Raw genomic sequence first — 24,773 nt, 5'->3', positions numbered from 1 at the left:
GGCGCGGAAGGCCCCGGGGGAGCGCGGCGTTCACCGGACCATCGCCGGCCTCTTGGGATCGAAGGTCCACCCCGGGACGAGGTAACGCATCGCCGCGGCGTCGTCCCGCGCCCCGAGCCCGTGTTCGAGGTAGAGCTCGTGCGCGGCGGCGAGGGCGTCCCGGTCGAGCTCCACGCCGAGGCCCGGGGCGGTGGGGACCTCGATGGCGCCGTCCGCGATCCGGAGCGGGTCACGGGTCAGCGCCTGTCCGTCCTGCCAGATCCAGTGCGTGTCCAGGGCGGTGATCGACCCCGGTGCGGCGGCGCCCACCTGGGTGAACATCGCCAGGGAGATGTCGAAGTGGTTGTTGGAGTGCGAACCCCAGGTGAGTCCGAAGTCGTCGCACAGCTGGGCCACGCGCACCGACCCGCGCATGGTCCAGAAGTGCGGGTCCGCGAGCGGGATGTCCACCGCGTGCGAGCGCACGCTGTGGGCGAGCTGCCGCCAGTCCGTGGCGACCATGTTGGTCGCCGTCGGCAGACCCGTGGCCCGGCGGAACTCCGCCATGACCTCCCGGCCCGAGTACACCCCCTCGGCCCCGCACGGGTCCTCGGCGTAGGCGAGCACCCCGTCCAGCCCCGAGCAGAGCCGGACGGCGTCCTCCAGCAGCCAGCCCCCGTTGGGGTCCAGGGTGATCCGGGCGTCGGGGAAGCGGTCGGCGAGGGCCCGCACCGTGTCCACCTCCTCCTCCCCGGAGAGGACCCCGCCCTTGAGCTTGAAGTCGCGGAAGCCGTACCGCTCGCGTGCCGCCTCGGCCAGGGCGACCACCGCGTCGGGGGTGAGGGCGGGTTCGCGCCGGAGGCGTTCCCAGTCGTCCGCGGGGTCGGCCTCCGCCAGGTAGGGAAGCGGTGTCCGGGACCGGTCGCCGACGTAGAAGAGGTAGCCGAGCATGGGGACGCGGTCCCGTTGGCGGCCCTCCCCCAGGAGGTCGCAGACGGGCACCCCCAGGTGCTGGCCGAGCAGGTCCAGGAGGGCGGACTCGACGGCCGTGACGGCGTGGACGGTGGTGCGCAGGTCGAAGGTCTGCTCGCCGCGTCCCCCCGCGTCCCGTCCGGCGAAGGCCTCGGCGACCTCGCGGAGCACCTGGTTGTACTGCGCCACCGAACGGCCTACCACCAGGTCGGCGGCGTCGGCGATGGTGCGCCGGATCGGTTCGCCGCCCGGCACCTCGCCGACGCCGGTCCGGCCCTCGCTGTCGGTCAGGATCGCGATGTTGCGGGTGAAGAAGGGCCCGTGGGCGCCGCTGAGGTTGAGCAGCATGCTGTCGTGCCCGGCCACGGGCACCACCTCGACGCTCACGACGGTCGGTGTCCGGGAGCTCATGCTCGGTCCTCCGCGGGTGCCACGGTGCCGTCCACGCGGCGGTTCAGTCCCCACGGGTTGGCCTCCTGGAGGGCGGGCGGGAGGAACGCGTCGGGCACGGACTGGTAGGCGACCGGCCGCAGGAACCGGTGGACGGCGAGGCTCCCGACGGAGGTGCCGCGCGGGTCCGACGTGGCCGGGAAGGGGCCGCCGTGCACCATCGCGTGGGTCACCTCGACCCCGGTGGGCCAGCCGCCGAAGAGGATCCGGCCGACCTTGCGCTCCAGGACGGGGAGCAGCCGCCGCACGACGACGGCGTCGTCCTCGGACCCGGGGCCGGCGTGCAGGGTGGCGGTGAGCTGCCCCTCCAGCGCCTCCAGCGCCTCGGCGAGCGCGTCCGCCAGGGCCTCGGCCGACTGCCCGTCCGCGGGGTAGCGGACCAGCAGGCCGACCGCGCCGAAGACCTCCTGCTGGAGGCGGGGGCGGGTGGTGAACGACTTCAGACCGGTGGCGAGCAGCATCGGAGCGAGCGCGTTCGGCCCCGGGCCTGCGGACCCGGTGGCGACCGTGTCGACGTCGGGCTCGGCCGCGAGGGAGTCCGCGCCCGCCGTGCGGGCGGAGGCGATGGGGCCGGTGAGCATGGTCTGCCCGGTGGCCTCGGAGACCAGCCGCTCGGCGGCGGCGAAGAAGCGGTCGCCGTCGGGTGTGGCGGGGACGAGGACGAGTCCCGGGTTGGTGCAGAACTGGCCCGCGCCGAGGGTCAGCGAGCCCACGTACGCCCGTGCCAGGTCCTCGGCGGCGTCGCCGGTGAGCGCGCCCGGCAGGATGACCACCGGGTTGGAGGAGGACATCTCCGCGAACACCGGGACGGGCTCCGGACGCGCTGCGGCGGTGCGCATGAGCGCGAGGCCCCCGGCGCGGGAGCCCGTGAACGCCACGGCCTTGACACGCGGGTCGGCGGCGAGGGTCTGCCCGATCTCGTTGCCGCCGCCGAACAGCAGGGAGAACACGCCTCCGGGGAGGCCGCTGTCCGCGACCGCCCTGGCGACGGCCTGGCCGACCAGCTCCGCGGTGCCGGGGTGGGCGTTGTGGGCCTTCACCACGACCGGGCAGCCCGCCGCGAGCGCCGAGGCGGTGTCACCGCCCGCGGTGGAGAAGGCGAGGGGGAAGTTGCTGGCGCCGAAGACCACCACGGGGCCCAGCGGGACCTGTGCCTGACGCAGGTCGGGGCGGGGGGCGGGCAGCCGGTCGGGAAGGGCGGGGTCGATCCTGGCCTGGAGGGCGTCGCCCTGCTCCACCACGTCGGCGAACATCCGCAGCTGGCCGACGGTCCGGCCGCGCTCGCCCTCCAGCCGCGCCTCGGGAAGGCCGGTCTCGCGCACGGCGCGCGCGGTCAGTTCCGCGCCGATCTCGTCGATGTTGTCCGCGATCCGGCGGAGGAAGGCGCCCCGTTCCGCCGGGCTCTGGGACCGGAAGGCGTCGAAGGCGGCCTCCGCCGCCCGCGTCGCGGCCTCGATCTGGGCGGCGTCGACCAGGCCGAAGGCCGGACCGACCTCCTCACCGGTGGCGGGGTCGGTGGCGAGGAGGGAACCGGTGGTTCCCTCGACCGGTTCCCCGGCCACGAGTGATCTTCCTTCGACGGGCACTGCGGTACCTCCTGGTGTGGGTGCGGCTGGCTCTGGGCTGGGTCCGGGCTCAGGAGACCTTGGCGATGAGGGCGGCCAGCTCGTCGGTCTCGGCGGGGCTGAGGTCGCTCAGGGGCGGGCGGACCCGGCCGCCGTCGCGGCCGACCGCGTTCAGCCCGGCCTTGACGATGGACACGGCGTAACCGCGCGTCCGGTCGCGGATGTCGAGGTAGGGGATCACGAAGTCGTTGAGCTTCTGGTAGACCGCGGTGCGGTCCTGGGCCCGGACCGACTCGAAGAACCCGAGCGCGAACTCGGGGAGGAAGTTGTACAGCGCCGAGGAGTAGGTGCTCACCCCGAGCTGGAGCAGCGGCAGTGCGAAGGTCTCGGCGGTGGGCAGCCCCCCGACGTAGATGAGCCGGTCGCCGACACGGGCGTAGATCCGGGTCATCAGCTCGACGTTCCCGACGCCGTCCTTGAGGCCGATGAGGTTCGGGTTCCGCTCGGCGAGGACCGCGACGCTCTCGTCGGTGAACACCGCGTTCGCGCGGCTGTAGACGATGACGCCCAGGTCGGTGGCCGCGCAGACCGCGCTGACGTGCTCGACCAGCCCCGCCTGCCCGGCCTCGGTGAGGTAGGGGGGAAGCAGCAGGACCCCGTCGGCCCCGGCCTCCTGGGCGGCCCTGGCCTGCGCCGACGCCGTCGCAGTCCCGCCGGTCGCGGGTGCGAGCACGGGCACCGCACCGGCGACCTCGTCGACCGCGGCGCGCACCACGCGGTCGATCTCCGGTGAGGTCAGCGAGAAGCCCTCGCCCGTGCCGCCGGCCGCGAACAGGCCGGCCACGCCGAACCCCGACTGCCAGGCGAGGTGCTCCCGGTAGCGGGTCTCGTCGAACGCGAGGTCCTGGTCGAAGTGGGTGACGGGGAACGAGAGGAGGCCGGACTTGAGCCGGGTCGCCAGCTCACCGGGGTGCATCAGAGTCACACGTCATCCTTAGGTCGGCAGGTCTGGGGTCTCCCTGACAGGGGCCCGGGCTGTGTTGCCGTTACCGTACGGAGAAGCGATCGATGCTGTCCAAGAGTTGTTGTGCATTAACTGATACCGGGAGGGTATTACGGCGACGCGGCCCCCTGTGCGGGCCAGGCTTCCAGGGCCCGCAGCACGGCGGGGTTGCGGGATTCCCGCAACCACAGCAGGTGGAGTTCGACCGGGTCGCCCGACAGGCCCGCGATCTCCAGGTACGTGACGCCGTCGATGCCCAGGCCGGTCGCCGACTGGGGCACGAACGCGACCCCCCGCCCCGCCGCGACCAGCCACACCATCGTCAGGACCTGGCTGACCGTGTGCACCACGTTCTGGTGGGAGATGGGGACCAGGCGGACCACGAGGTCGTAGAAGTAGCGGGCCCTGGTCGGCGAGTGCATGATCAGCGGGACGTCGACCAGCTCCTCCGCCGTCACGGGGCCTCCGCGCCGCGCCAGGGGGTGGGCGTCCGGCACGGCGACCAGCATCCGCTCCCGGTGCTGGACCCGGGAGCCGAACAGCTCGGTGTCGAAGGGCGGCCGGGCCAGCCCCAGGTCCACCTCCTCGTTGAGGAGCGCGGACACCTGCTCGCGGGTGACCATCTCGAACAGCTCGATCTTGATCTCCGGCAGGACCTCCTCCAGCCGGTTCAGGAGGCCGCCGAGGGGGCCGTAGGAGGACGCCGCGGTGAATCCGATCCGCAGGGTGCCGCTCGCCCCGGCGGAGATCCGCCTCGCGAGGTCGGGCGCGCTGTCCGCCAGGGTGAGCAGTCGGCGGGCCTCGATGAGGAACGCCTCGCCCGCCGCGGTCAGGGAGACCCGACGCCGGTCGCGCTCCAGGAGTTGCACGCCGACCGTGCGTTCGAGCTTCTGGATCTGGCGGCTCAGAGGGGGTTGCGTCATCGAGAGTCGCTCGGCAGCCCGCCCGAAGTGCAGTTCCTCGGCGACGGCGACGAAGCCGCGCAGCTGGTCGAAGGAGAACATGATGCCCGAAAGGTATCATCTTATGCCGTATTTGCCTTGGACATGCATGGATAAATCCTCCTAGGCTGCCAGTCACTCACGAACGTGACGGCACTCACAGTGCACGGAGTGGCGGACGACCGCCAGATCGAAGGAGTTCGCATGACCCAGGCGCCAGGGAAGAAAATCGCACGTCCAGGGGCTGTGCTCGGGCTCACGGCGGCTCTGTCCCTGTCGGTCGCCGCGTGCGGGGGGAACCTGTCCGGAGGCGGAGCCGGGGGCGAGTTCCCCAGCGGGCCGATCACGATCGCCGTCGGCCAGGACCCGGGCGGCAGCACCGACCTGATCGCCCGTGCCCTGGCGGAGGGCCTCACCGACGACCTCGGCGTCGCCACCCCCGTGGTCAACACCCCCGGCGCCAACGGCGCCCTGGCCGCGAACGAGGTCGCCGGCCAGGAGCCGGACGGCCAGAACCTCCTGGTCATCAACGCCTCGCTGACCGCGATCACCCCCCTCGCGGTGTCCGAGGACGAGGCCGTCGACATCAACGGCTTCGAGGTGGTCACCGGGATCTCCCGCGACGACTACGTACTGGTCTCGTCCCCCGCCTCCGGCCTGGAGACGCTGGCGGACCTGGAGGACGCCGAGGGCAACCTGAAGTTCGGCACCACCGGAGTCGGCACGGGCAGCCAGCTCGCCCAGGAGCTGCTCTTCAACCAGGCCGGGGTCTCCGGGACCGCCGTCCCCTTCAACAGCGGGGCTCCGACGCTCACCGCCGTCCTCGGCGACCAGGTGGACGTCGCCGCGATCCAGCTCGGTGAGGCGATCGGGCAGATCGAGGCGGGCGAGCTGAACGCCCTCCTCACCTTCTCCGCGGAGCGCAACGAGTTCCTGGAGGACACCCCCACCGCCGTCGAGGAGGGATACGAGGTCGAGGTCGCCCAGTACCGCGCGGTCGTCGCCCCCGAGGGCACCCCCGACGACGTCCTGGAACGCCTGCGCGAGGCGTGCGAGACCGCGTTCGCCACCGAGCAGTACCAGTCGTTCAACGAGGACAACCTCCTCACCCCGCACGAGATCGCCGGCGACCAGGTGATCGAGGAGTGGACGGCGTCCCTGGAGTCGTACCGGTCCATGACGGAGGAGTACGGCATCGACCTCGGCGGGTCGCAGTGATCACCTCCTGGCGCAGGCGCCAGGAGAGCGAGGAGACCCGGGAGGAGACCGCCGCCGTGCCGGGACGGCCGGAGGGGACCGGGCGCCCCGAGGGCACCGGAACCCCCGGCGGGCCGGGCGACGACGAGGCGGTGACCGGTGAGCCGACCGGCCCCGGTCCCGGCGAACCCGACACGGCCGAGGAGCCCGCCCCGCCCCCCGCGGGACCGGTGACCAACCTCGTGGTCGCCCTCGTGATCGTCGCCCTCGGCGCCGCCGGACTGGTCGGCTCCTGGTCGCTCGGTCTGGGCGGCGCCTCGGCGCCCTCCGCGGGGATGTGGCCCTTCCTGGTCAGCGCGGCGATCACCTGCCTCGGCGCCGCCCTGCTGTTCCAGGCGAAGCGGACCGGCGACGCCGAGACGTTCTCGTCGTCCAGCTGGCTGGTCCTGGGCGGCCTTGCCACCATGGCGGCCTTCGCCTCCCTGATCGGGGTGATCGGCTTCGAGATCCCGGCCGCGCTGCTGGCCTTCGTGTGGCTGCGGTTCATCGGCCGCGAGTCGTGGCTGCTGTCCACCCTGACCAGCCTCGGCATCGTGGTCGCCTTCTACCTGCTCTTCGTCGCTGTCCTGGCAGTGCCGATCCCCCATCTCTTCTAGGAGCGACGATGGATTTCCTGACCCCCGTGGTCGACGGGTTCGGCGTCGTCCTCGAACCGACCAACCTCCTCTACTGCCTCCTCGGCGTCGTGGTCGGAATGCTGGTCGGCGTGCTCCCCGGACTCGGCCCGGCGGCCACCATCGCGATCCTGCTGCCGCTCACCTTCGGGGTCGAGCCGGTGACCGCGATCATCATGCTCGCGGGCATCTTCTACGGAGCCCAGTACGGCGGCACCATCACCTCGGTGCTGCTCCGGCTCCCCGGCGAGGCCTCCTCGGTGGTGACCGTCTTCGACGGCCACGCGCTGGCCCGCAAGGGCAAGGCCGGCACCGCGCTCGGGATCGCGGCGATCGGGTCGTTCGTGGGCGGCACGGTGTCGATCGTGGCCCTGTCGCTCCTCGCACCGGTGGTCGCGGGGTTCGCCCTGGACTTCGGCCCCCCGGAGTACACGGCGCTCGCCCTGCTCGGAATCCTGCTGGTCGCCACGGTCAGCAACGGCGGGCGCACGAAGGCGATCATCGCCGCGTGCCTCGGACTCCTGCTGGCCACGGTCGGCCGTGACATGTTCACCGGCGCCGAGCGGTTCACCTTCGATTCCCTGTCTCTGGCCGACGGACTCGACTTCGTCCCGATCGCGATGGGCATCTTCGGGCTCGGCGAGATCCTCTACAACCTGGAGGAGCGGAGGAAGGGCGCGACGGCCCCGGCCAAGGTCGCCAACGTGTGGCCCTCCCGCGCCGACCTCCGCCAGTCCTCCGGGGCGATCGGCCGCGGCTCCGTGCTCGGCTTCTTCCTCGGCATCCTCCCCGGCGGCGGCGCCACGCTGTCCTCCCTCGCGGCGTACGCGCTGGAGAAGCGCCGGTCCAAGACGCCCGAGCGCTTCGGCCAGGGCGCGGTCGAGGGCGTCGCCGCGCCGGAGACGGCGAACAACGCGGCCGCGACCTCGTCCTTCATCCCGCTGCTCACGCTCGGGATCCCCGCCAACGCGACGATGGCGATGATCTTCGGCGCGCTCATGATCCAGGGGGTGACCCCCGGTCCGCAGCTGGTCACCGAGGAGCCCGACCTGTTCTGGGGCGTGGTGAACTCGATGTACATCGGGAACATCCTGCTGCTGATCATGAGCATCCCGCTGGTCGGGCTGTTCGTGCGGATCCTGCGGGTCCGCGGGACGATCCTCGCCCCGATCACCGTGCTGATCACGCTGGTGGGCGTCTACACGGTCCGCAACAGCGTCTTCGACATCGCCCTCGTGGTGGTGTTCGGCCTCATCGGCTACCTGATGAAGAAGTTCGGCTTCGAGCCCGGTCCGCTGGTGCTCGCGTTCGTCCTCGGGTCGCTGCTGGAGACCTCCCTGCGCCGGTCGCTCCTCGTCTTCGAGGGGGACCCGACCGGGTTCCTCACGCGGCCGATCTCCGGCACGCTGTTCCTGCTGCTGGCCGTCGTCATCCTCCTGCCGCTCGTGCAGAAGCTGTTCAGGGGACGGCGCGGAGCCGCCCGGGCGGAACGCGAGAAGACCGACGCCTGACCCGTCGGCCCCCGCGGGCGCCCGGACGGCCCGGGGTCAGGCCGCGGGCTCGGTGTCGACCACCGAGTCGGGGCACTCGGCCGCGGCGGCCGTGAGGGTGTCCGCCTCGGCCTGGTCGACGGTGAGGGACCAGCGCGTCTTCACCGTGGTCCACTCGGTGACGTACCTGCACAGGGCGGCCTCCGACGGGGGCAGCCACTGGGCGGGGTCCTTGTCGGCCTTGGCACGGTTCTCCCTCGCGGTGACCGCGACCAGGGCGACCTCCTCGCCGAGGTCGTTGGCGTAGTCGCGGCGCCGGGCGGTGGTCCACTCCGAGGCGCCGGAGTCCCAGGCCTCCGCGAGGGGCACCATGTGGTCGATGTCGAGCCCGCGCGCCTCGGTGTGGACGCGGTCGTCGTAGTAGCTCAGCCATTCGCCCCCGGTGAGGCGGCACCGCTCATCGGCCTCGGGGGCGACGGTGGCCTCGGCGATCAGGACCTCCATGCGTGTGTTGCAGCCGTCCCCGTCCTCGTCGATCCAGTGGGGGAACAGCGACCGGTCGTAGCCCTCCCTGCTCTCGGCGGCGACCGGCAGGGCCGCGACGGCGTCGGCGAGGGGAACGGGGGCTGTCGCGTGGGCGGTGGCCGGCGCGATGACGAGGACGGCGAGGCTGAGAGCGCCGACTGTTGCGGTGAGAGCTGACGGGCGCAAGGGCTTCCTTCACGTCGGTTGCTGTGTGTGAAGGGTCTGCGCCGTACGGTGTCCACGGAAACGCCGCCCTCCGGCAGGGGGTCCGACGGCGGGGTGCAGACCCGTGGAAGACGGGGCAAGGGGTGCGTTGTGCGCGGCGTATCGGTCATGCTCGTGGTGCGACCGTGGTGAGTCCGATATTCGAGGCCGTGGAGGGGGCGCACACGGGCGCGTGTGACACGGAGCCGGAGGGAGCGGGATGGGCGCGCGGGAGCACAGGTTCGACGTGGTCGTGGTCGGCGGGGGACAGGCAGGGCTCGCGGCCGGGTACTTCCTGAGGCGCGCGAAGGCCGACTTCGTGATCCTGGACGCCGACACCCGGCCGGGAGGGTCCTGGAACGAGTACTGGGGGTCGCTGCGGCTGTTCTCCCCGGCCGCGCACAGCATGCTGCCCGGCTGGTGGATGCCGGAGGAGGAGGGGCGGGAGTACCCGTCGGCCCGGCACGTGGCCCGGTACCTGTCCGAGTACGAGGACCGCTACGGCCTGCCGGTGCGCCGCCCGGTGACCGTCACGGGGGTGGAGCGCGCCCCCGGCGGGCTGGCGGTCCGCGCCGGCCCGCGGACCTGGCACGCCAGGCACGTCATCAGCGCGACCGGGACCTGGAGGGCCCCGTACACCCCCGACGTCCCGGGCCGGGAGGCCTTCGGCGGCACGCAGGCGCACACCGCGGACTACCGGGGCCCCGCCGACTTCGCCGGGCTGCGGGTGGTGGTCGTCGGCGGCGGCAACTCGGCCGCCCAGATCCTCGCCGAACTGTCCGAGGCGGCCTCGACCACGTGGGTCACCTCGCGCCCGCCCCGGTTCCTGCCCGACGACGTGGACGGCCGGGCCCTGTTCGCCATCGCCACCCGCCGACACCGGGCCCTCCGTGACGGCCGGGAGGCCGAGGGCGTCGGCGACCTCGGCGACATCGTCGACATCGTCGCGGTGCCGCGCGTCCGCGAGGCCCGCGAACGCGGCGCGCTCGAGGCGGAGCCGATGTTCGACCGCATCACCCGCACGGGCGTGGCCTGGGCCGACGGCACGACCCTGGACTGCGACGCGATCCTGTGGTGCACCGGCTTCCGCCCCGTGCTCGACCACCTGGCCCCGCTGGTGCCGTCGGCCGGGGAGGGGCGGATCGCCCTGGAGGGGACCCGGTCCGTGGACGAGCCGCGCCTGACCCTGCTGGGCTACGGCGACTGGACCGGAGCCGCCTCGGCCACCCTCATCGGCGCCGGACGCACGGCCAAGGCCGCCGTCGCCGGGATCACGGCCGACCTGGCGGCCGGAGGGCGGTAGCGCCCGACGGCGCGGCCCGCCGCGGCCCGGAAGGAGGCCGGGACGCGACCTACGCGTCGGCGACCTCGGGCAGCGCCGAGGCGAGCAGGTCCACCGCGCGGCGGGGCTCCGAGAACCCCTGGCCGAACGCGTACGCCACCGTGAAGCCGACCCCCCGCAGGTCCAGCAGCTGCCCGACCAGGTCGCCCCGCGTCGCGTCGGGTGTGAAGGAGAACGTGGTGGTCTTCTCGACGGCGTCGTAGTCGCGGCCCACCGCGTCGCAGTGCCCCCTGAGGACGTCGAGCTTGTGCCGCGCCTGGGGGCCGCCGAAGACGTTGCAGGCGTCCGCGTACTGGGCGACCATCCGCAGGGTCTTCCGCTCGCCCGTACCGCCGACCATCAGGTACGGGTGCGGGACGGAGAGGTTCTGCGGCGAGTTCAGGGTGCGGTCCAGCTGGTAGTGCTCACTCTGGTAGGCGCCGTCACCGTCGTCCCACATCTGGAGGCAGATCTGGAGCGTCTCCTCCAGGCGTGTGAACCGTTCCGCGGTCGGGGGGAAGGGGATGCCGAGCCCGCGCGCCTCGTCCTCGTACCAGGCGGCCCCGATCCCCAGTCCGGCCCTGCCTCCGGACAGTGCGTCCAGCGTGCTGACCTGCTTGGCCAGGACTCCGGGCTCGCGGTACACGACGGCCGTGACCAGGGTGTGCAGCAGCACCCGCTCGGTGTGCGCGGCCAGGAACCCGAGGGTGGTGTACGCCTCCAGCATGGCGTTCTCGCGGGCGCCGGTGGCGTCGCCCATCTGCCAGAGGTGGTCCATCACGGTGATGCGTGCGATCCCCGACGCCTCGGCGTGGCGGGCGGTGGCGGCGAGCTTCCCGGCGATGGCGGGCGTGCCGCCCTCCCAGGTGAAGTCGGCGATGTGCAGACCGAGTTCCATGTGTCCTCCTCGACGCGGGCCCGGCGGCGTCCGGACCCGTGCCCAGTGTGCTCCCGCGGCCCCGGCCGTACCAGGGTGTGACACGGCCGGGACGTGTGTCGTCCCGGCCGTCCGTCACCCCGGGCGCCGTGCGAGCCCGTCGTGGGGGCGGCCGTCCGCGATCGGGACGGAGGCCAGGACCTGGTCGGGGACGTGGAACGCCGCGACCAGGTCCTGCGCGCGCGGTGCGAGGGCCGTGATCAGGTCCTCCACGAGGTCGGGCAGAGCGGTGACCTGTCCGGCCGACATGTATCCCTCGGCGAGGAGGTCGCCGGTGTGGGGGGACAGCCGCTCCAGGGCGAAGAGCCGGAACAGGTCCGTGAGCTCGGGCGGGGCGGCCTCCCCGTCCGGGCCGCCCAGGAACTCCTGGGCGGCACGCCGCTGCGCGTGCGCGTCGACGGCCCCCAGCGCGTGGGAGGTCGCCCGGTTCCAGCGGCCCAGCGGGTTGCCGGAGGGGGCCTGCCGCAACCGGTGCCGGGCCCGTGAGAGGTGGAGGTGCTCCACGGCGGTCAGCAGCTCGACGAGGAACGCGGGGTCGGCCAGGTCGCGCCCGGCGGGTGCGGCCGGGGGAGGCGTCAGCGGGTGGTCGAGCAGCATCTGCGCGCCCGCCTTGACCCAGACGGCGACGTTGTCGCCCTCGGCGGTCACGAGCCCCTCGATGTCGGCGCGCAGGTCGGCGAGGCGGTTCGCGGGGAAGAGGCCGCGTGCCCCGGCGCGCTCCCGGCACTCCGTCGTCACCTCCCGGGCACGCCAGGTGGTCCACCCCTTGGTGATCGCGGCGAGGCGTTCGGCGTGCTCCGCGCCCTCCCGGTGGGCCCGGCACGTCGCCCGGTGGAGCAGGGTCATGGCGTAGGCGGTGGCGATCGCGCCCACGATCGGGCCGTGGTGGCTGCGCATCGCGAACACCGGGACCCGCGCTCCGCCGTGCGGGGCGGTGATCTCACGGGCGAGGCCGTGGGCGACGGCGATCGCGACCGCGGCCCTGGCGGCGCCGCCCGCCGCGGCGCTCATGCACAGCTTGCCGACGGTGACCCGGTCGATGGCGCGGAGGAACCTCTGTCGCCGGTTGCGCGTGTCGCTCTCGAAGGCGTCGCCCTCGAAGCGCCCGTGGTCGCCGGAGAGCAGGGAGCCCGCGGGCAGGGGGACCCCGTCGAACGAGGTCAGGCAGTGGTCGACGGGGCTGCCCGACTTGTCGTCCAGGGGCTCGACGGTGATGCCGGGCAGGGGGCCCGCGGCACCGGTCAGCGGGACGAGGAACAGGAAGACCCCGTGGTCCTCCCCGTCGGCGACCAGTCGCGCGGCCACCACCGCGGACTTGGGTCCTCCCGGAGAGCCGGTGTTGGGCATGAACTTGCGGGCCCCGGGACCGGGGGTGCTCAGGACGAACCCGCCGGTCCCCGGAACCCGGGTGGCGGTGGTGCGGAGTGCGGCCGCGTCGTTGCCGTGGTCGAGCTCGGTGCAGAGGAACGTGCCGATCCGGGGCATGCCCTCGAAGTCGGCCAGGGCGTCGTGGTCGTGGTCGAGCAGGCTCCCGAGGAAGAGGTTGTAGTGGATCCCCGCGACGGTGGTCAGCCCGCCGTCCACGGAGGACGTCCACTCGTGGAGGGCCGCCAGGCGCTCCGGGCAGGAGGCCAGGTCGCGCGCCGACTCGAAGGAGGCGTCGACCAGCCGGAGCCGCTCGTAGGAGAGCTCGGTGCGCTCCTGCGGGCCGAGTCCCTGTACGGGGCCGAACGCGGGGGTGGACATCAGGGCCCGCCACGGGGCGTGGACCCGGTCGAACTCCGGGCCCGAGCCGTAGAGGGCGTCGGTCAGTCGCGCGCGCAGCTCCTTGTCGGGCTCGTGGGAGGTGGAGGAGGGATCGTCCGCCGGGATCGAGGGGGCGGGGAGACCATCATGGTTCATGACTATGAGTATCCATGCATACTCATAGAGCAATGAGGAGATTGCAGATGTGGCACGTGTGACCTGTGGCACTGGAGGGGAAGTGGGGGGTTCGGGGCGTGCGGAGTGCGGTGTGGGGCGGGTTCCGGAGTGCGGGCCGGGGCCGGTGGTCCCGGCCTGCGCCGATCGCGCGGTGGTGATCGCGACCCGTCGGGCGCGACCACGCGCAGTGTCGCGTCGATGATCGGCGTCAGCGTCGGAATCGCCCCGTTCCGGCACCCGGCGGGCCTTGGGTAGGGTGTGGGCCGTGCCGGCACCGGCACCCGAGAGTGGGGAGCAGCCCTGGTGAGGATCTCCTCCGTCGTTTCCTTCGCGGTCTTCGTGCTCGTGTTCGTCCTCTCCCGGGAGACGACGCGCCGCGCCCTCGCGGAGTGGGTCGAGCTGGAGGGCGTCGTCCTCTGGGGCGCCTCCTTCGCCGCCTCGCTGGCCCTCGCGGCGCTGGCCTCCGGCGCCGTGCTCCACATCGCCCGGCTCCTCCGGCGGGACTGACCGGCGGACCGGACGCGCCGCCCGGCCGCGGAGGCGGGCGCCGGGCCCGGCCTGTCGCCACGAACGTCGCGGGACAGGGGCCGCCGCAGGAGTCCGGCGCCGAGCGGTACCGGGGCCGGTGGACGGGGTAGTCCCCCGGACATGGGCAAGAAGGCACAGGACTACAGCCAGGAGTACACCGACCCGGAGCTGCGGGAACAGCTCAAGGAGCGGATCAAGGCATCGGACCGGGGCGGGGCGGCCGGGAAGTGGTCGGCGCGCAAGAGCCAGCTGCTCACCCGGGAGTACGAAAGCCAGGGGGGCGGATACCGGCATCCCGACCGGTTGAGCCATGAACAGCGCGACCTTCGGCGCTGGACCGAACAGGAGTGGCAGACGGCCTCCGGCGACACGCGTGCCCGCGATGCCGGGGGGACGGACCGCTACCTGCCGCGCCGCGCCTGGGAGCAGCTCAGCCCGCGGGAGCGGGAGGACGCACGGCGCAGCAAGCGCCGGGACGACCGGCGCGGCCTCGGCCACTCGTCGAACCCGCCGGCGGCCAGAGCGGCCCGCAAGTCCGTCGAGCTGGACCAGATGCCCGCCGCCGAGGCCGCCAGGTCCGCACGGAAGCTGTCGTCGGACCAGGCCCGCCGTGCCGCGGAGCACGAACGCGAGCACAAGGCCCGTAAGACCGTGTTGCGAGCACTCGCCAGGCGTACCGGGGACTGACCTGGAACACGGGTACGGGTTCCCGGCAACGGAGGGCCGTGACGCCCGGGCGGCCGTCGACGGAGGCGACACTAGGCTGGTGCGCCGAGACGTCGGATGAGCGGAACGGTCGGGGAACACGGGCATGGAACCGGATCTGGGGACGAAGCTGGGGCGCAGGGTGGCGGACGCCGCGACGGGCGCCGTCGCACGGCGCGGGGCGGTGTCCGTGCTGGACGCGTTCACCTCCCTCGGATGGGTCACGGACAAGGCCCTCGACACCTGGCGGCAGGGGCGCGCCGACTCCCTCGGCGCACTCGTCCAGGCGCCCGCCGAGCGGCAGCGCGACGCCGTCGAACTCCTGCGCGCGTGGGCCGAGCGGCGGGACATGACGTGCGAGGAGGGCGAGTACCTCGCCGCGTCCCGCGAACGGCGGGACCTGCGGTTCACCCCTGACGGGGACCCCCGGTGGGAGAGGGCCTTCCGCGCCCACTGGGTGTCGCCCACCGCGACCGGGGCGCAGCGCAGGCGCGAGGAGAAGCGGCGCACCAAGGCCCCCGACCTCGTCGTACTGGAGTCGACGGGACCGTGGGAGTGCGCCTCCTGCGCAGAACCCGGAACGGACCTGCTGTGCATGGAGGACGACGCGCCGCACTGCCTGACCTGCACCGACATGGACCATCTCGTCCTCCTGCCCGCGGGCGACGCGGCGCTCACCCGCAGGGCCAAGAAGGAGAGCGGGCTCTCGGCGGTCGTCATGCGCTGGGTTCCCTCCCGCCGCAAGTACCGGAGGACGGGCCTCCTCGTGGAGGAACCCGCCCTGGAGGCGGCCGAGGCCCAGTGCCTCGCCGACGAGGACGTCAGGGAGCGCCGCCGGGAACGGGACGCGGTGCGCCGGGCGGCCCAGGACGTGGTGTTCCAGGGGCGCTTCGCCGAGGAGATCACCCTCCGGTTCCCGGGGTGCCCGGACGGGCGCGCCCAGCGGATCGCGGAGCACGCGGGAACACGCGGCAGCGGAAGGGTGGGGCGTTCGGCGGCGGGCCGTGCCCTGGACCCCGGAGCCGTGCGACGCGCGGTCGTCGCGTCGATCCGGCACGAGGACACCGACTACGACGAGATGCTGATGGCGGGGGTGCCCCGGGAGGAGGCCAGGTCCCGCATCGCGGACCGCATCGACCAGGTGCTGGCGGAGTGGTCCTGACCCGCCCGCCGAGGACCTCCGCCCCGCTCCGGGCGGGGCGCCCGCCTTATCCCGTTGCCGGAGCCGCCCGCGCAGGTCTAGCGTCTTCACCATGAGAGCTGTGAGTGAGAAGGAGATCCGTGCGTCGTTCGTCAACTGCTCCAAGGGGGAGGCGACGAGGCTGGCCCTGCCGCGCGACCTCGCCACGCGCCCGTGGGAGGACCTGGACTTCCTCGGTTGGCGGGACCACACCGCGCACGAGCGCGCCTACCTGGTCACCGAGCGGAACGAGGGCCTCGTGGGGCTGGCGTTCCGGTTGCCGAGCGTGCGGACGGGCCTGCGCCGCAGCATGTGCTCGGTGTGCCTGACCACGCACCCCGGCCAGGGGGTGACCCTGATGGCCGCGCCGCGGGCGGGGAAGGCGGGGAGGGAGGGCAACACGGTGGGCCTGCACATGTGTACGGACTTCGCGTGCTCGCTGTACGTGCGCGGGAGGAAGGAGCCGGAGACCGGCGGACGGTTCGAGGAGTCCCTCACCGTGGACGAGCAGATCGAGCGGGCCGTGACCAACCTCGCGGGTTTCCTGGACCGCGTGACCGCGTGACCGCGTGACCGAGTGAGGGTGTGACGGAGTCCCCGGGGGGCTGGCCGAGGGCGTGACCGGGGGCGGTGCGCCCGCGCGGCGGGCACCGTCCGTGCACGCGGCGGGGGTCCGCACCGCTGTGCCCGGCCGACCTGCCGTGGCACGTGCCCGTGGAGGCGGACGGGCGGAAAACCGCCCAGACCCCTCCAGGGTCCCCGCCGGACCGGCGCCGACCTGCCGACGCGGCCCTCCGCAACCGCGCACCGGCCCGCACGGGTGGCACCCTGGGCCCATGAGGAGCATGCGCGCGATCAGCCAGGACACCCTCGGCGGCCCGGAGGTGCTGCGGGAGGTCGAACTGGAACGCCCCGAGGCGGCGATGAACCAGATCCTCGTCCGGGTGCACGCCGCCGGGGTCAACCCGACCGACTGGAAGCACCGCAGAACCGGGCTGTTCCTGGGCGAGCCCCCGTTCGTCCTCGGCTGGGACGCCTCGGGTGTGGTCGAGGGGGTCGGAGCGGGGGTGACCCTGTTCAAGCCCGGTGACGAGGTGTTCGGGATGGTCCCCTACCCGTACGGCGCCGGGACCCACGCCGAGTACGTGGTGGGACCGGCGCGGGCCTTCACCCGCAAGCCGGAGGGGATCGACCACGTGCAGGCGGGCGCGCTTCCGCTCGCCGGGCTCACCGCCTGGCAGGCCCTGGTGGACACCGCCGGGGTGTCCGAGGGACAGCGCGTGCTGGTGCACGCCGCCGCCGGGGGAGTGGGGCACCTGGCCGTGCAGATCGCGAAGGCCCGCGGAGCCCACGTCATCGGCACCGCCAGCGGGCACAAGCACGAGTTCCTGCACAGCCTGGGGGCCGACGAGGCCATCGACCACTGGACCACCGACCTCGCCGACTCGGTGCGGGACGTGGACGTCGTCCTGGACGCCATCGGCAGCGACGAGCAGGTGACCCGCTCCGTCCCGACACTGCGCTCGGGCGGTGTGCTGGTCACTCTGTGGCCGGTGTTCAACGCGCCGGACGCCCGCCGGGAGGCGGCGGCGCGCGGCATCCGGCTGGAGGGCATCGGGGTGGAGGCCGACCACCAGGGGATGCGCGAGATCGCGGCCCTGGCGGCCGGGGGGAAGCTGCGGGCGGCGATCGCGGGGGTGTTCCCCCTGGAGGAGGCGGCGCGGGCGCACGAGGTGGGCGAGAGCGGCAGGGCGACCGGAAAGCTCGTGCTCACCGTGGACTGAGCTCCCCGGAGGGGCCCGCGGCGGCGGGCGCCCCGCCCGCCGCCGCACCCGGACCGCCGTCAGTCCATGGGTTGCCGGGGCTCCACGACGGTGTGCGGCCCGGGGTAGATCAACCGCTCCTCGCCGTCCGGGAACCGCACCAGGTACGGGGGGCCGTCCTCGGCCCCGCGCACCTCGACGATCTCCCCGGTGTGCTGTCCCTCGCCGCTGGCGACACCGTGCGTGTGCACGAGGTCGCCGATGGAAGCCCGCATGTCCTCCCCCGTTCCGGCCGGGTCGGACCGGCCTCGAACGGTGCCTACCCGGGAGTCCGGCCCGGTGAAACGGGCCGGTTCGGAGCGCCCTCCCGACACCCCCCGCGCCCGCGGGGCGCGGATGGTTCAGCGCTCGATGAGACGGCCGTCGTACCCCGCGCGCACGAGCGCCTCGAAGGCCGCGCGCACGTCGTCCGGCACCGGCTGGGGGATCGAGAAACCGCGCGCCGGGTACTCGATCACCCGCTGCGTGTCGCCCACGACCATGTCCACCACCAGCTTCTCGTCGCCGATGTCCGCGACGTACTCCTCCAGGGAGAGCGGCGCGGAGGAGCAGACGGGCTCGACCGAGGGCCACAGCCTGCGGACGGTCGCGTACGCCCGCCGCTCCATGTAGGGCTTGCAGACCACCAGCACGGTCTTCGGTGCCAGTCCGCTCCGGGCGACGAGGTCACGCGTGAACGCGAAGTTCTCCCCGGTGTTGGTGGAGTGCGGCTCCATCAGGACGGCGGCCTCGGGGACGCCCAGGGAGAGCACGTGCTCGCGGTAGTGGACGGCCTCCCCGCGCGGGAACCGGGCGAGGGTCGAGGGGCTGTTGCCACCGCTGAGGACGAGCACGGGGAACAGGTCCCGGTGGTACAGCTCCGCCGCGTGCGAGGCCACCCCGAGGTTGGTGCTGCCCAGGGCAACGGCGATGTCGGCGGCGCGCAGCTCGTGTCCCATCAGGTGGTGCTCCCACAGCAGTTCGGCGTTGCGGCGGTCGGTCTCGTGCATGGGCGCCTCCGGGGGCTAGGTACAAGTGCGTAGACGGGCCCCGACGAACCACAGATGTGGCGCGGGGCCCTGCTTCCTAGCGTGGTGCACCGGCGATCCGGAGAGAAGAGAGGGGACGCGGTGCTCACGGTACGAGACCTGACCAAGCGCTACGGAGGCGGGAACGCGGTGGACGGGCTGACGTTCACGGCCGAACCCGGACGGGTGACCGGATTCCTTGGGCCCAACGGCGCCGGGAAGTCCACCACGATGCGGCTGCTCCTGGGCCTGGCCCGGCCCACGTCGGGGGAGGCCCTGGTCAACGGCCGGGCGTACGAACGGCTGGCGCGTCCCGCGCGCGAGGTCGGCGCCCTGCTGTCACCGGACGCGGCGCACCCCGGGCGCACCGCCCGCGCGCACCTGACCGCGAAGGCGGTGGGCGCGGGCATTCCCCGGCGCCGCGTGGACGAGGTCCTGGCCGAGGCCGGGCTCGCGGAGGCCGGCCGCAAGCGGGTCGGCGGGTTCTCGCTCGGCATGCGGCAGCGGCTGGGCGTCGCCGACGCCCTGCTGGGGGACCCGGGCGTGCTCCTGTTCGACGAACCGGTGAACGGGCTCGACCTGGACGGCGTGCGCTGGATGCGCGACCTGGTGCGCGGGCTCGCGGACGAGGGACGCACGGTGTTCGTCTCCAGCCACCTGATGAGCGAGATGGAGATGGTCGCCGACCACCTGGTGGTCGTGGGCCGCGGGCGGCTGATCACGGACGCGCCGCTCGGCGACGTGATCGCGGCGTGGTCGCGCAAGCACGTCCTGGTGCACACCCCGGACCCCGGGCGGCTGCGGGAGCGGTTGGAGCGGGCGGACCCGCGGGTGCGGGTCGAGGACGCTTCGCAGGACGACGGGGCCGGGGGCCATCGGGGCGGGGGCACAGGCCTTCGCGTGTTCGGCCTCGGTGCGGAGGAGGTCGGCGACCACGCGCACTCGGTGGGTGCGCGCGTCCACGGCCTGCGGGTCCTGGAGGCCTCCCTGGAGGAGGCGTACCTGGAGCTCACCGGTGACGCCGTCGAGTACGGCTCCCGCGCCGGACGCGCAGGGGAGCGCACGGCGGCGGACGCCGACGCGGGGGCGTCCGCCGCCGCGGAGGGGACGGCGGACTGATGCCGACGGGACGGCCGCGGGACAGGGACGGGACAGGGACGGGGACCGGTGGGATGCGCGGGTGGGACGGGATGAGCGGAACGCACACGGGCGGACGGGCACGGAGGACGGGGCCCGAGGGGCGCGGAAGCGGCACGGCACGCCCGGGGCGCGCCGCCCGGACGGGTGTCGCTGGGGGCGCCTCGGCGACCGGGGCCTCAGGATCCCCGCGGACCCCCCGGGAGGCGGGAGCGCCCCGGGCCGGGGCCGACCTGCTCAGGGAGACCGGCGCAGAGTGGATCCGCCAGTCGTCGCTGCGGTCCACGTGGTGGGTGGTCGCGGTGGCGATGGCGGGCATGGCCGTGTTCGCGGCCATGATGGGGTACACCGAGCTGTCCAGGATCCTGGAGAACCCGGACGAGGCGGACCCCGCCGCGTTCATGCGGCTCACCTCGCAGGGCCACTACTACCTGGTGCAGTTCGCGGTGCTGGTCCTGGCGGCGCTCGCGTCGACCGGCGAGTTCGGCAACCGCAGTGTCACGAGCACCCTGCTGTGGCGGCCGAACCGGGGGGTGGTGCTGGCGGCCCGCACGGTGGTGTCCGCCGGGCTGGCCTTCGCGGTGGGCGTGCTGTCCACCGTGGTGGGGGTGGCGGTGCTGGCCGGGTTCGTGGCCCCGTACGCGGGTGTCGACGTTCCGGAGGCTGCGGTGAGGGCACTGAGCGCGGGCCTGTGCATGGCGCTGTTCGCGGTGCTGTTCGTGGGGGTGGGCACGGCGCTGCGGAGTATGCCGGGCACGTTCACCCTGGGGTTCCTGTTGCTGTTGGGGCTGCCGATGGTCATGCAGCTGTCGGAGGTGCAGGTGATCGGTGACGCCGCGGCGCTGATGCCGGGCCTGGCCGGGATCGAGTTCTACGCGGGCGGTGACGTGGGGTTCTACACGGCGCCCCACGACGGGCCGGTGAACCTCCTGGCGGTGGTGGGCTGGGCCGTCGCCGCGCAGGTCGTGGCGCACACCGAGCTGCGCGTCCGCGACGTCTAGTTCCCCCTGGCCGTAACCGTTGCCGGTGTGACATGAGGGCCCCTGACCCCGGTGATCTTGTACTTGTAGCCGATTTCGGGCGCCCAACCTCGCTATAAGTACAAGATCACGGGGAAGGGCGGGGGCTCGCTCCCGCCTCGCTCCTGCCCCGGGCCCGCTCCTGCCCCGGGCCGCGCGGGCCCGGGGCGGGGGCGGCTCAGGGCTGTTCCACGAACTCCACCGCCGGGAAGTCGGCGGAGGGCCCGTCGAGCAGTGGGACGTCCTCGCCGCGCAGGTGGGCGTCGAAGAACGCCGTGATGTAGGCCCGCTGCGTCCGCACCGACTCCTCGGGGTCGATCGAGCCGATTCCGTCCCCGGTCGCCTCGTGCCACGCGTTCGAGTCCGGGCGGTGGACCTCGGCGACCGCGGGGAGGATCCACTGGTGGTCCGTGTAGCCCATGTGCTCGGCGTCGGCCGTGTACAGCTCCAGGACGGGGGCGGACGACGCCCGGACGAACCGCCGGAACGCCTCGTTGTGCTCGCTGTTGTGCGGCAGCCGCCGGATCCCCGCCAGGCCGGCGCCGAGGATCGCGAACGGCCGGTCCGCTCCCTCCAGGGTGGAGTCGGCCCACACCCCGTCGCCCGTGTGGAACGAGAGGGAGCCGTCCAGGTCGATGCCCGCGTCGATCCGGTCGTCCACCAGCATCGCCTCGGCCGTGGTGAGCCCCCCGGCGGAGTGGCCGAACATGCCCACGGCGTCCGTGTCGAGGGCCGCGCCCAGGCCGGCGGGCAGGGCGCGGCCGTCCACGTCGGGGTTGCCTCCCCCGGCGAGCTCGGCCACCCGGTCGAGGACGAAACGGGTGTCCTCCGTCCGGACCGCGATGGCCTCCCGGTAGGTCGCGGTCTCCGCGTCGGGGACGCGCGTGCGGATGACGCGCCCGTCCGGGAGGTCGACGGCGGGCGTCTCGTAGGTGTGGTCCACGGACACCACCACGTAGCCGCGGGAGGCGAGCTCCTCGGCGTTCGAGGTGTTGAGGAACCGGGTCGTCCTGAACCCGGGGGAGAAGAGCACGACGGGGAACGGGCCCGCGTCGGCCGCGGCGTCCGCGTCCAGCAGGGCGTTGGCCCGGGAGTTCTCGAAGTCCACGGTGTCGCGGTGGAGTCCGAGCTGCTCCAGTTGGCTCCGCAGCGGTCCGCTGGGCGACCCGGTCATGTAGGGGGCCCGCTCCTCCCCGGCGTCCACGGCCGGATACCAGACGCTCACCGCCAGGTCCCGGTCGTCGGAGGCCTCCACCCACGGGTGCCCCCGGCCCGGGTCGAGGAGGTGCAGGTCGGTACGGCCGACCGTGTGCGGGCCGGTGGGCTCGGGAGGGGCGAGGAGCACGCTTCCCGGGTCGGTGGCGGCGGTGATGGAGGCGGGGGCGGAGAACGCCGCGGCGAGGACGAGCGCGGCGGACCCGTAGGCGAGCGCCCGCTTCGTCCCTGCGGAGGTGTTTCTGGTCATGTGCGGCATCGTCGCCCGTCCGGACGCGTGCGCACATCGCCTGGACGGCAGCGTCGGGGTAGGCACAAAGGGGTAGGAGGGCGCGGTCCGGCGGGCCCTCACCGTCCGGTCCGGCGGTCCCGCCACGGCCGTACCCGCACCGGCCGTGCCCGCACCGGTCGCACCCCCACCGGCCGTGCCCGCCGGGTGGCCGCGGGGCAGGCGCGGCGTCCCGGGGACACGGCCCCGCGGAGGGCGAGGCCGCCCGCGGGACGGGCGGGAGGGTGTCAGCGCCCCCGGACCAGCCCGGCCTCGTGGGCGAGGACGGCGGCCTGGACCCGGTTGCGGACGCCGAGACCCGCGAGGATCGCCCCCACGTGCACCTTCACCGTGCCCGGAGCGATGGCGAGGCGGCGGGCGACCTCGTCGTTCGAGCAGCCCTCGCCGACCAGCGCCAGCACCTCGCGCTCGCGCGCGGTGAGACGCCCGACCCGCTCCCGTGCGGCCGACGCCCGGGACAGGCGGGGACCGGAGGCGTCGAGTTCGTCGAGCACCCTCCGGGCCACCTCCGGCGACAGGTACGCCCCGCCGTCCGCGACCGCTCGCAACCCCGCCACCAGCTGCTGCGGGTCGCCGCTCTTGAGGACGAACCCGTCGGCGCCCCCCGCCAGGGCGCGGCTGATGTAGGCGTCCTCGGAGAAGGTGGTGAGGATGACGACCGCCGTCCCGGGGTGCTCCGCGGCGATCGCCTCCGCCGCCGCGAGCCCGTCCGTACCGGGCATCTGCACGTCGAGCAGGGCGATGTCGGGACGGTGCTCCGCGACCAGCGCCACGGCTGCCGCACCGTCGGCGGCCTCGCCCACCACCTCGATGCCGGGCACCGAGGACAGGATCGCGCGGATGCCCGCGCGCATCATCGCCTCGTCGTCGGCGAGGACGATCCTCAGCACCGGTCCCGTCCCGCCCGCGTCGCGGTCACCGCCTGTCGCGTTCACCCGGACACCCTACTGGCGGCGGCTCCCTCACTCGGAGCGCCGGACCTCGTCCTTGGCGACCAGGACGCCGTCCGCGAAGCACAGCCGGTAGACCGGCGGCAGCCCGTTCTCGTAGCGCACCAAATAGTAGGAGCACTCGGAGCCGGCCGGGTCGGGGGGCCGGTCGCCGACCGACCGCGGGGGATACGCGAAGCGGGGCAGCTCCCGTTCGACCAGGGACCGGTCGTCGCCGACGGAAATCCGCTCGTACCGCTCCGGAGGCAGGACGCTGCTCGTCCCGATCCACCACAGCAGGGCGCCCCCCGCCAGGACCACCCCGGCCCCCAATGAGGCGGGGACGGCCACGGCGTCCACCAGCCTCCGGCGGGCGCGCTCCCGGACCTCGGTGTGGGCGCGCCTCGTCTCCGACGTCCCGGACGCGGGGCCGGCCGGGGATGCCTCGGAACCGCCCGCCTCGGAACCCCGGTCGGGAGGGGCGTCCGGGACGCTCGCCCGGACGGAGAACCCCCGGCCGGGCGCGCCCTCCGGGGCCGGCCCGGTGTCGAGGCCCCCGCCGAGCCCCTCCACGAGGGAGCGCAGCCCGGGCAGGCCGGAACCGTCCGCCCCCCGTCCGGCGGGGAGCGCGGACCGGCCGTCCGGCGCTCCCGTGTCGAGGACGGACACCCGGGTCAGATCCCCCTCCCGGACGATCCGGACGGTCACCTCGGCGCCCGGCGCGTACTTGGCCGCGTTGGTGAGCGACTCCTGGACGACCCTGTGCACGGCCGCACCGCCCGGGGTCGCCGGGTCCGGGTCGGGGCCCTCCCGCAGGAGCCGGACCGACATGCCCGCGTCGGCGGCGCGCCGCACCAGGGCGGCCACCGGTTCCGCGGTCCCACCGCCGTCGCCCTCGCGCAGCACGCCGATGACCTCCCGCAGGCGGAGGTTGGCCTCGTGCGCGGCCGTGCGCAGTTCCCCGGCCGCGCTCCGCCGGTCCGAGCCGTCGGGCGCGGACATCTCCAGGGCCGCGGCGCGCACCGCGATCAGTGCGAGGTCGTGCCCGAGGGAGTCGTGCATCCGCGTGGCGATCCGGGCGCGCTCCCGCAGGCGGGCGCGGTCGGCGTCGGCGGCGCGGGCCCTCTCCATCCGTTCGGCGATCGCCCAGCCGTCCTGCGACAGACGGCCGTGCAGCAGCCGGTAGCGGCCCAGCAGCAGCGGCGTGAGCGTCGTCAGGGCGATGGCCAGCGCTCCGCCCAGCCAGTCCACGAAACCGGACAGGAAGGTCCGTGTGTCGTGGCCCGACACGAGGCCCAGCGTCACGGACACGGCCAGGGTGAACGCGCACGCCACCGCCGCCATGACCGTCACCGGGCGCACCCGCGCGGAGCGCAGGCCGGCCAGGAACCCGAGCGGCAGCAGCGCCAGCCACGGCGTGATGACGAAGGTCTCCACCAGCAGGGACGCGGACGCCGCCATCTGGAGGACCGACGCGGAGAGCATGACGCCCAGGGCGGTCAGCGGGTGCGAACGGGACAGGAGCGCGGCCGAGGCCAGGGCCAGGACCAGTACCGACGCCTCGAACAGAGGGGGCCGGTCACGGGAACCGAACAGCTCCACGACGGTGGACACCCCGAGGAGCGTCCACAGGGCGGCCCCGGCGGCCGGGCGCACCCACCGGAGCGCGGTCTCGCGTGTGCCTTGCCGCATGCGCACAGGCTAGCCGGACGGGGCCGCCCGGGCCCCGGCCGTCCGACCTCCGGGACCCGGAGACCGGA

General features: G+C 73.9%; 23 protein-coding genes. 11 read left to right on the top strand and 12 right to left on the bottom strand.

Going from position 1 to position 24,773, the window contains the following annotated elements; translation table 11 throughout:
- Positions 1 to 30 precede the first annotated feature (30 nt).
- From Q8791_RS19155 to Q8791_RS19140, 4 genes are all read right to left on the bottom strand, one after another.
- Positions 31 to 1,362, bottom strand: a complete 1,332-nt coding sequence (locus tag Q8791_RS19155) for an enolase C-terminal domain-like protein (protein ID WP_330093116.1) — start codon at positions 1,360 to 1,362, stop codon at positions 31 to 33.
- Positions 1,359 to 2,963 (bottom strand): aldehyde dehydrogenase (NADP(+)), encoded by a 1,605-nt coding sequence (locus Q8791_RS19150; RefSeq protein WP_330093115.1) that lies wholly within the window; start codon positions 2,961 to 2,963, stop codon positions 1,359 to 1,361. The genes Q8791_RS19155 and Q8791_RS19150 overlap by 4 nt, the downstream gene beginning before the upstream one ends.
- A gap of 73 nt (positions 2,964 to 3,036) precedes the next feature.
- Positions 3,037 to 3,942, bottom strand: a complete 906-nt coding sequence (kdgD, locus tag Q8791_RS19145) for a 5-dehydro-4-deoxyglucarate dehydratase (RefSeq protein WP_330093208.1) — start codon at positions 3,940 to 3,942, stop codon at positions 3,037 to 3,039.
- Positions 3,943 to 4,079: 137 nt separating this feature from the next.
- Positions 4,080 to 4,973, bottom strand: coding sequence for a LysR family transcriptional regulator (locus tag Q8791_RS19140; RefSeq protein WP_330093114.1), 894 nt, complete (start codon positions 4,971 to 4,973; stop codon positions 4,080 to 4,082).
- 141 nt (positions 4,974 to 5,114) lie between these two features.
- Between Q8791_RS19140 and Q8791_RS19135 the strand changes: the two genes are divergently transcribed.
- From Q8791_RS19135 to Q8791_RS19125, 3 genes are read left to right on the top strand one after another with little or no spacing between them, the layout of a single operon-like run.
- Entirely contained in the window at positions 5,115 to 6,128 is a 1,014-nt protein-coding gene (locus Q8791_RS19135) for a Bug family tripartite tricarboxylate transporter substrate binding protein (protein WP_330093113.1), read from the top strand.
- Positions 6,125 to 6,763: a tripartite tricarboxylate transporter TctB family protein gene (locus Q8791_RS19130; RefSeq protein ID WP_330093112.1), complete on the top strand. Its 639-nt coding sequence runs from the start codon at positions 6,125 to 6,127 to the stop codon at positions 6,761 to 6,763. The genes Q8791_RS19135 and Q8791_RS19130 overlap by 4 nt, the downstream gene beginning before the upstream one ends.
- An 8-nt stretch (positions 6,764 to 6,771) precedes the next feature.
- On the top strand, positions 6,772 to 8,292 hold the full coding sequence (locus Q8791_RS19125; protein WP_330093111.1) for a tripartite tricarboxylate transporter permease: 1,521 nt from the start codon (positions 6,772 to 6,774) through the stop codon (positions 8,290 to 8,292).
- Positions 8,293 to 8,328: 36 nt separating this feature from the next.
- Here the strand turns inward: Q8791_RS19125 and Q8791_RS19120 are convergent, their stop codons facing one another.
- On the bottom strand, positions 8,329 to 8,982 hold the full coding sequence (locus Q8791_RS19120; protein WP_330093110.1) for an HNH endonuclease family protein: 654 nt from the start codon (positions 8,980 to 8,982) through the stop codon (positions 8,329 to 8,331).
- Between the two features lie 238 nt (positions 8,983 to 9,220).
- Between Q8791_RS19120 and Q8791_RS19115 the strand changes: the two genes are divergently transcribed.
- Positions 9,221 to 10,303 (top strand): ArsO family NAD(P)H-dependent flavin-containing monooxygenase, encoded by a 1,083-nt coding sequence (locus Q8791_RS19115; RefSeq protein ID WP_330093109.1) that lies wholly within the window; start codon positions 9,221 to 9,223, stop codon positions 10,301 to 10,303.
- Between the two features lie 49 nt (positions 10,304 to 10,352).
- Here Q8791_RS19115 and Q8791_RS19110 read toward each other — a convergent pair whose 3' ends face one another.
- Together Q8791_RS19110 and Q8791_RS19105 are read right to left on the bottom strand one after the other, a co-directional pair.
- Complete coding sequence (locus tag Q8791_RS19110; RefSeq protein ID WP_330093108.1) at positions 10,353 to 11,219, bottom strand: LLM class F420-dependent oxidoreductase; 867 nt, start codon at positions 11,217 to 11,219, stop codon at positions 10,353 to 10,355.
- A gap of 114 nt (positions 11,220 to 11,333) precedes the next feature.
- The gene (locus Q8791_RS19105) at positions 11,334 to 13,160 is read right to left on the bottom strand and encodes an acyl-CoA dehydrogenase (RefSeq protein WP_330093107.1); all 1,827 of its coding nucleotides are present in this window, start codon (positions 13,158 to 13,160) and stop codon (positions 11,334 to 11,336) included.
- Positions 13,161 to 13,484: 324 nt separating this feature from the next.
- Here Q8791_RS19105 and Q8791_RS19100 point away from each other — a divergent pair, with 324 nt between their 5' ends.
- The 5 genes from Q8791_RS19100 (at position 13,485) to Q8791_RS19080 (ending at position 17,378) form a co-directional block, all read left to right on the top strand.
- Complete coding sequence (locus Q8791_RS19100; protein WP_330093106.1) at positions 13,485 to 13,688, top strand: hypothetical protein; 204 nt, start codon at positions 13,485 to 13,487, stop codon at positions 13,686 to 13,688.
- A 141-nt stretch (positions 13,689 to 13,829) separates the two neighbouring features.
- The gene (locus tag Q8791_RS19095) at positions 13,830 to 14,396 is read left to right on the top strand and encodes a hypothetical protein (RefSeq protein WP_330093105.1); all 567 of its coding nucleotides are present in this window, start codon (positions 13,830 to 13,832) and stop codon (positions 14,394 to 14,396) included.
- Positions 14,397 to 14,520: 124 nt separating this feature from the next.
- The gene (locus Q8791_RS19090) at positions 14,521 to 15,576 is read left to right on the top strand and encodes a DUF2293 domain-containing protein (RefSeq protein WP_330093104.1); all 1,056 of its coding nucleotides are present in this window, start codon (positions 14,521 to 14,523) and stop codon (positions 15,574 to 15,576) included.
- Between the two features lie 91 nt (positions 15,577 to 15,667).
- On the top strand, positions 15,668 to 16,159 hold the full coding sequence (locus Q8791_RS19085) for an FBP domain-containing protein (RefSeq protein ID WP_330093103.1): 492 nt from the start codon (positions 15,668 to 15,670) through the stop codon (positions 16,157 to 16,159).
- A gap of 280 nt (positions 16,160 to 16,439) precedes the next feature.
- Positions 16,440 to 17,378 (top strand): NADP-dependent oxidoreductase, encoded by a 939-nt coding sequence (locus Q8791_RS19080; protein WP_330093207.1) that lies wholly within the window; start codon positions 16,440 to 16,442, stop codon positions 17,376 to 17,378.
- Positions 17,379 to 17,437: 59 nt separating this feature from the next.
- Here the strand turns inward: Q8791_RS19080 and Q8791_RS19075 are convergent, their stop codons facing one another.
- The gene (locus Q8791_RS19075) at positions 17,438 to 17,632 is read right to left on the bottom strand and encodes a DUF1918 domain-containing protein (protein WP_330093102.1); all 195 of its coding nucleotides are present in this window, start codon (positions 17,630 to 17,632) and stop codon (positions 17,438 to 17,440) included.
- A 126-nt stretch (positions 17,633 to 17,758) separates the two neighbouring features.
- Positions 17,759 to 18,406, bottom strand: coding sequence for a YdcF family protein (locus tag Q8791_RS19070; RefSeq protein WP_330093101.1), 648 nt, complete (start codon positions 18,404 to 18,406; stop codon positions 17,759 to 17,761).
- A 120-nt stretch (positions 18,407 to 18,526) separates the two neighbouring features.
- On the opposite strand from Q8791_RS19070, the gene Q8791_RS19065 reads away from it, so the two are divergent.
- Both Q8791_RS19065 and Q8791_RS19060 read left to right on the top strand, forming a co-directional pair.
- Entirely contained in the window at positions 18,527 to 19,543 is a 1,017-nt protein-coding gene (locus Q8791_RS19065) for an ATP-binding cassette domain-containing protein (RefSeq protein ID WP_330093100.1), read from the top strand.
- Positions 19,544 to 19,614: 71 nt separating this feature from the next.
- On the top strand, positions 19,615 to 20,562 hold the full coding sequence (locus Q8791_RS19060) for an ABC transporter permease (RefSeq protein WP_330093099.1): 948 nt from the start codon (positions 19,615 to 19,617) through the stop codon (positions 20,560 to 20,562).
- Positions 20,563 to 20,758: 196 nt separating this feature from the next.
- Here the strand turns inward: Q8791_RS19060 and Q8791_RS19055 are convergent, their stop codons facing one another.
- The 3 genes from Q8791_RS19055 to Q8791_RS19045 all read right to left on the bottom strand — a co-directional run bounded on the left by Q8791_RS19055 (position 20,759) and on the right by Q8791_RS19045 (position 24,705).
- Positions 20,759 to 22,045 carry an alpha/beta hydrolase family protein gene (locus tag Q8791_RS19055; RefSeq protein ID WP_330093098.1) on the bottom strand — a complete coding sequence of 429 codons (1,287 nt, stop codon included), beginning with the start codon at positions 22,043 to 22,045 and terminating at the stop codon, positions 20,759 to 20,761.
- Positions 22,046 to 22,311: 266 nt separating this feature from the next.
- Positions 22,312 to 22,974 (bottom strand): response regulator transcription factor, encoded by a 663-nt coding sequence (locus tag Q8791_RS19050; protein WP_330093206.1) that lies wholly within the window; start codon positions 22,972 to 22,974, stop codon positions 22,312 to 22,314.
- A 72-nt stretch (positions 22,975 to 23,046) separates the two neighbouring features.
- The gene (locus Q8791_RS19045; RefSeq protein ID WP_330093097.1) at positions 23,047 to 24,705 is read right to left on the bottom strand and encodes a sensor histidine kinase; all 1,659 of its coding nucleotides are present in this window, start codon (positions 24,703 to 24,705) and stop codon (positions 23,047 to 23,049) included.
- Between the last annotated feature and the right edge of the window lie 68 nt (positions 24,706 to 24,773).

This window comes from Nocardiopsis codii (assembly GCF_036327455.1).
In the GTDB taxonomy this organism is placed as follows: Bacteria; Actinomycetota; Actinomycetes; order Streptosporangiales; family Streptosporangiaceae; genus Nocardiopsis; species Nocardiopsis codii.
This window is presented reverse-complemented; position numbering and strand designations above follow the sequence as displayed.

Coding starts and splice junctions, on each gene's coding strand:
- Q8791_RS19095 (WP_330093105.1), top strand. CDS start 13,830: ATGGGCAAGAAGGCACAGGACTACAGCCAGGAGTACACCGACCCGGAG.
- Q8791_RS19155 (WP_330093116.1), bottom strand. CDS start 1,362: ATGAGCTCCCGGACACCGACCGTCGTGAGCGTCGAGGTGGTGCCCGTG.
- Q8791_RS19110 (WP_330093108.1), bottom strand. CDS start 11,219: ATGGAACTCGGTCTGCACATCGCCGACTTCACCTGGGAGGGCGGCACG.
- kdgD (WP_330093208.1), bottom strand. CDS start 3,942: ATGCACCCCGGTGAGCTGGCGACCCGGCTCAAGTCCGGCCTCCTCTCG.
- Q8791_RS19085 (WP_330093103.1), top strand. CDS start 15,668: ATGAGAGCTGTGAGTGAGAAGGAGATCCGTGCGTCGTTCGTCAACTGC.
- Q8791_RS19075 (WP_330093102.1), bottom strand. CDS start 17,632: ATGCGGGCTTCCATCGGCGACCTCGTGCACACGCACGGTGTCGCCAGC.
- Q8791_RS19125 (WP_330093111.1), top strand. CDS start 6,772: ATGGATTTCCTGACCCCCGTGGTCGACGGGTTCGGCGTCGTCCTCGAA.
- Q8791_RS19055 (WP_330093098.1), bottom strand. CDS start 22,045: ATGACCAGAAACACCTCCGCAGGGACGAAGCGGGCGCTCGCCTACGGG.
- Q8791_RS19135 (WP_330093113.1), top strand. CDS start 5,115: ATGACCCAGGCGCCAGGGAAGAAAATCGCACGTCCAGGGGCTGTGCTC.
- Q8791_RS19070 (WP_330093101.1), bottom strand. CDS start 18,406: ATGCACGAGACCGACCGCCGCAACGCCGAACTGCTGTGGGAGCACCAC.
- Q8791_RS19080 (WP_330093207.1), top strand. CDS start 16,440: ATGCGCGCGATCAGCCAGGACACCCTCGGCGGCCCGGAGGTGCTGCGG.
- Q8791_RS19115 (WP_330093109.1), top strand. CDS start 9,221: ATGGGCGCGCGGGAGCACAGGTTCGACGTGGTCGTGGTCGGCGGGGGA.
- Q8791_RS19105 (WP_330093107.1), bottom strand. CDS start 13,160: ATGAACCATGATGGTCTCCCCGCCCCCTCGATCCCGGCGGACGATCCC.
- Q8791_RS19090 (WP_330093104.1), top strand. CDS start 14,521: ATGGAACCGGATCTGGGGACGAAGCTGGGGCGCAGGGTGGCGGACGCC.
- Q8791_RS19140 (WP_330093114.1), bottom strand. CDS start 4,973: ATGTTCTCCTTCGACCAGCTGCGCGGCTTCGTCGCCGTCGCCGAGGAA.
- Q8791_RS19045 (WP_330093097.1), bottom strand. CDS start 24,705: ATGCGGCAAGGCACACGCGAGACCGCGCTCCGGTGGGTGCGCCCGGCC.
- Q8791_RS19060 (WP_330093099.1), top strand. CDS start 19,615: ATGAGCGGAACGCACACGGGCGGACGGGCACGGAGGACGGGGCCCGAG.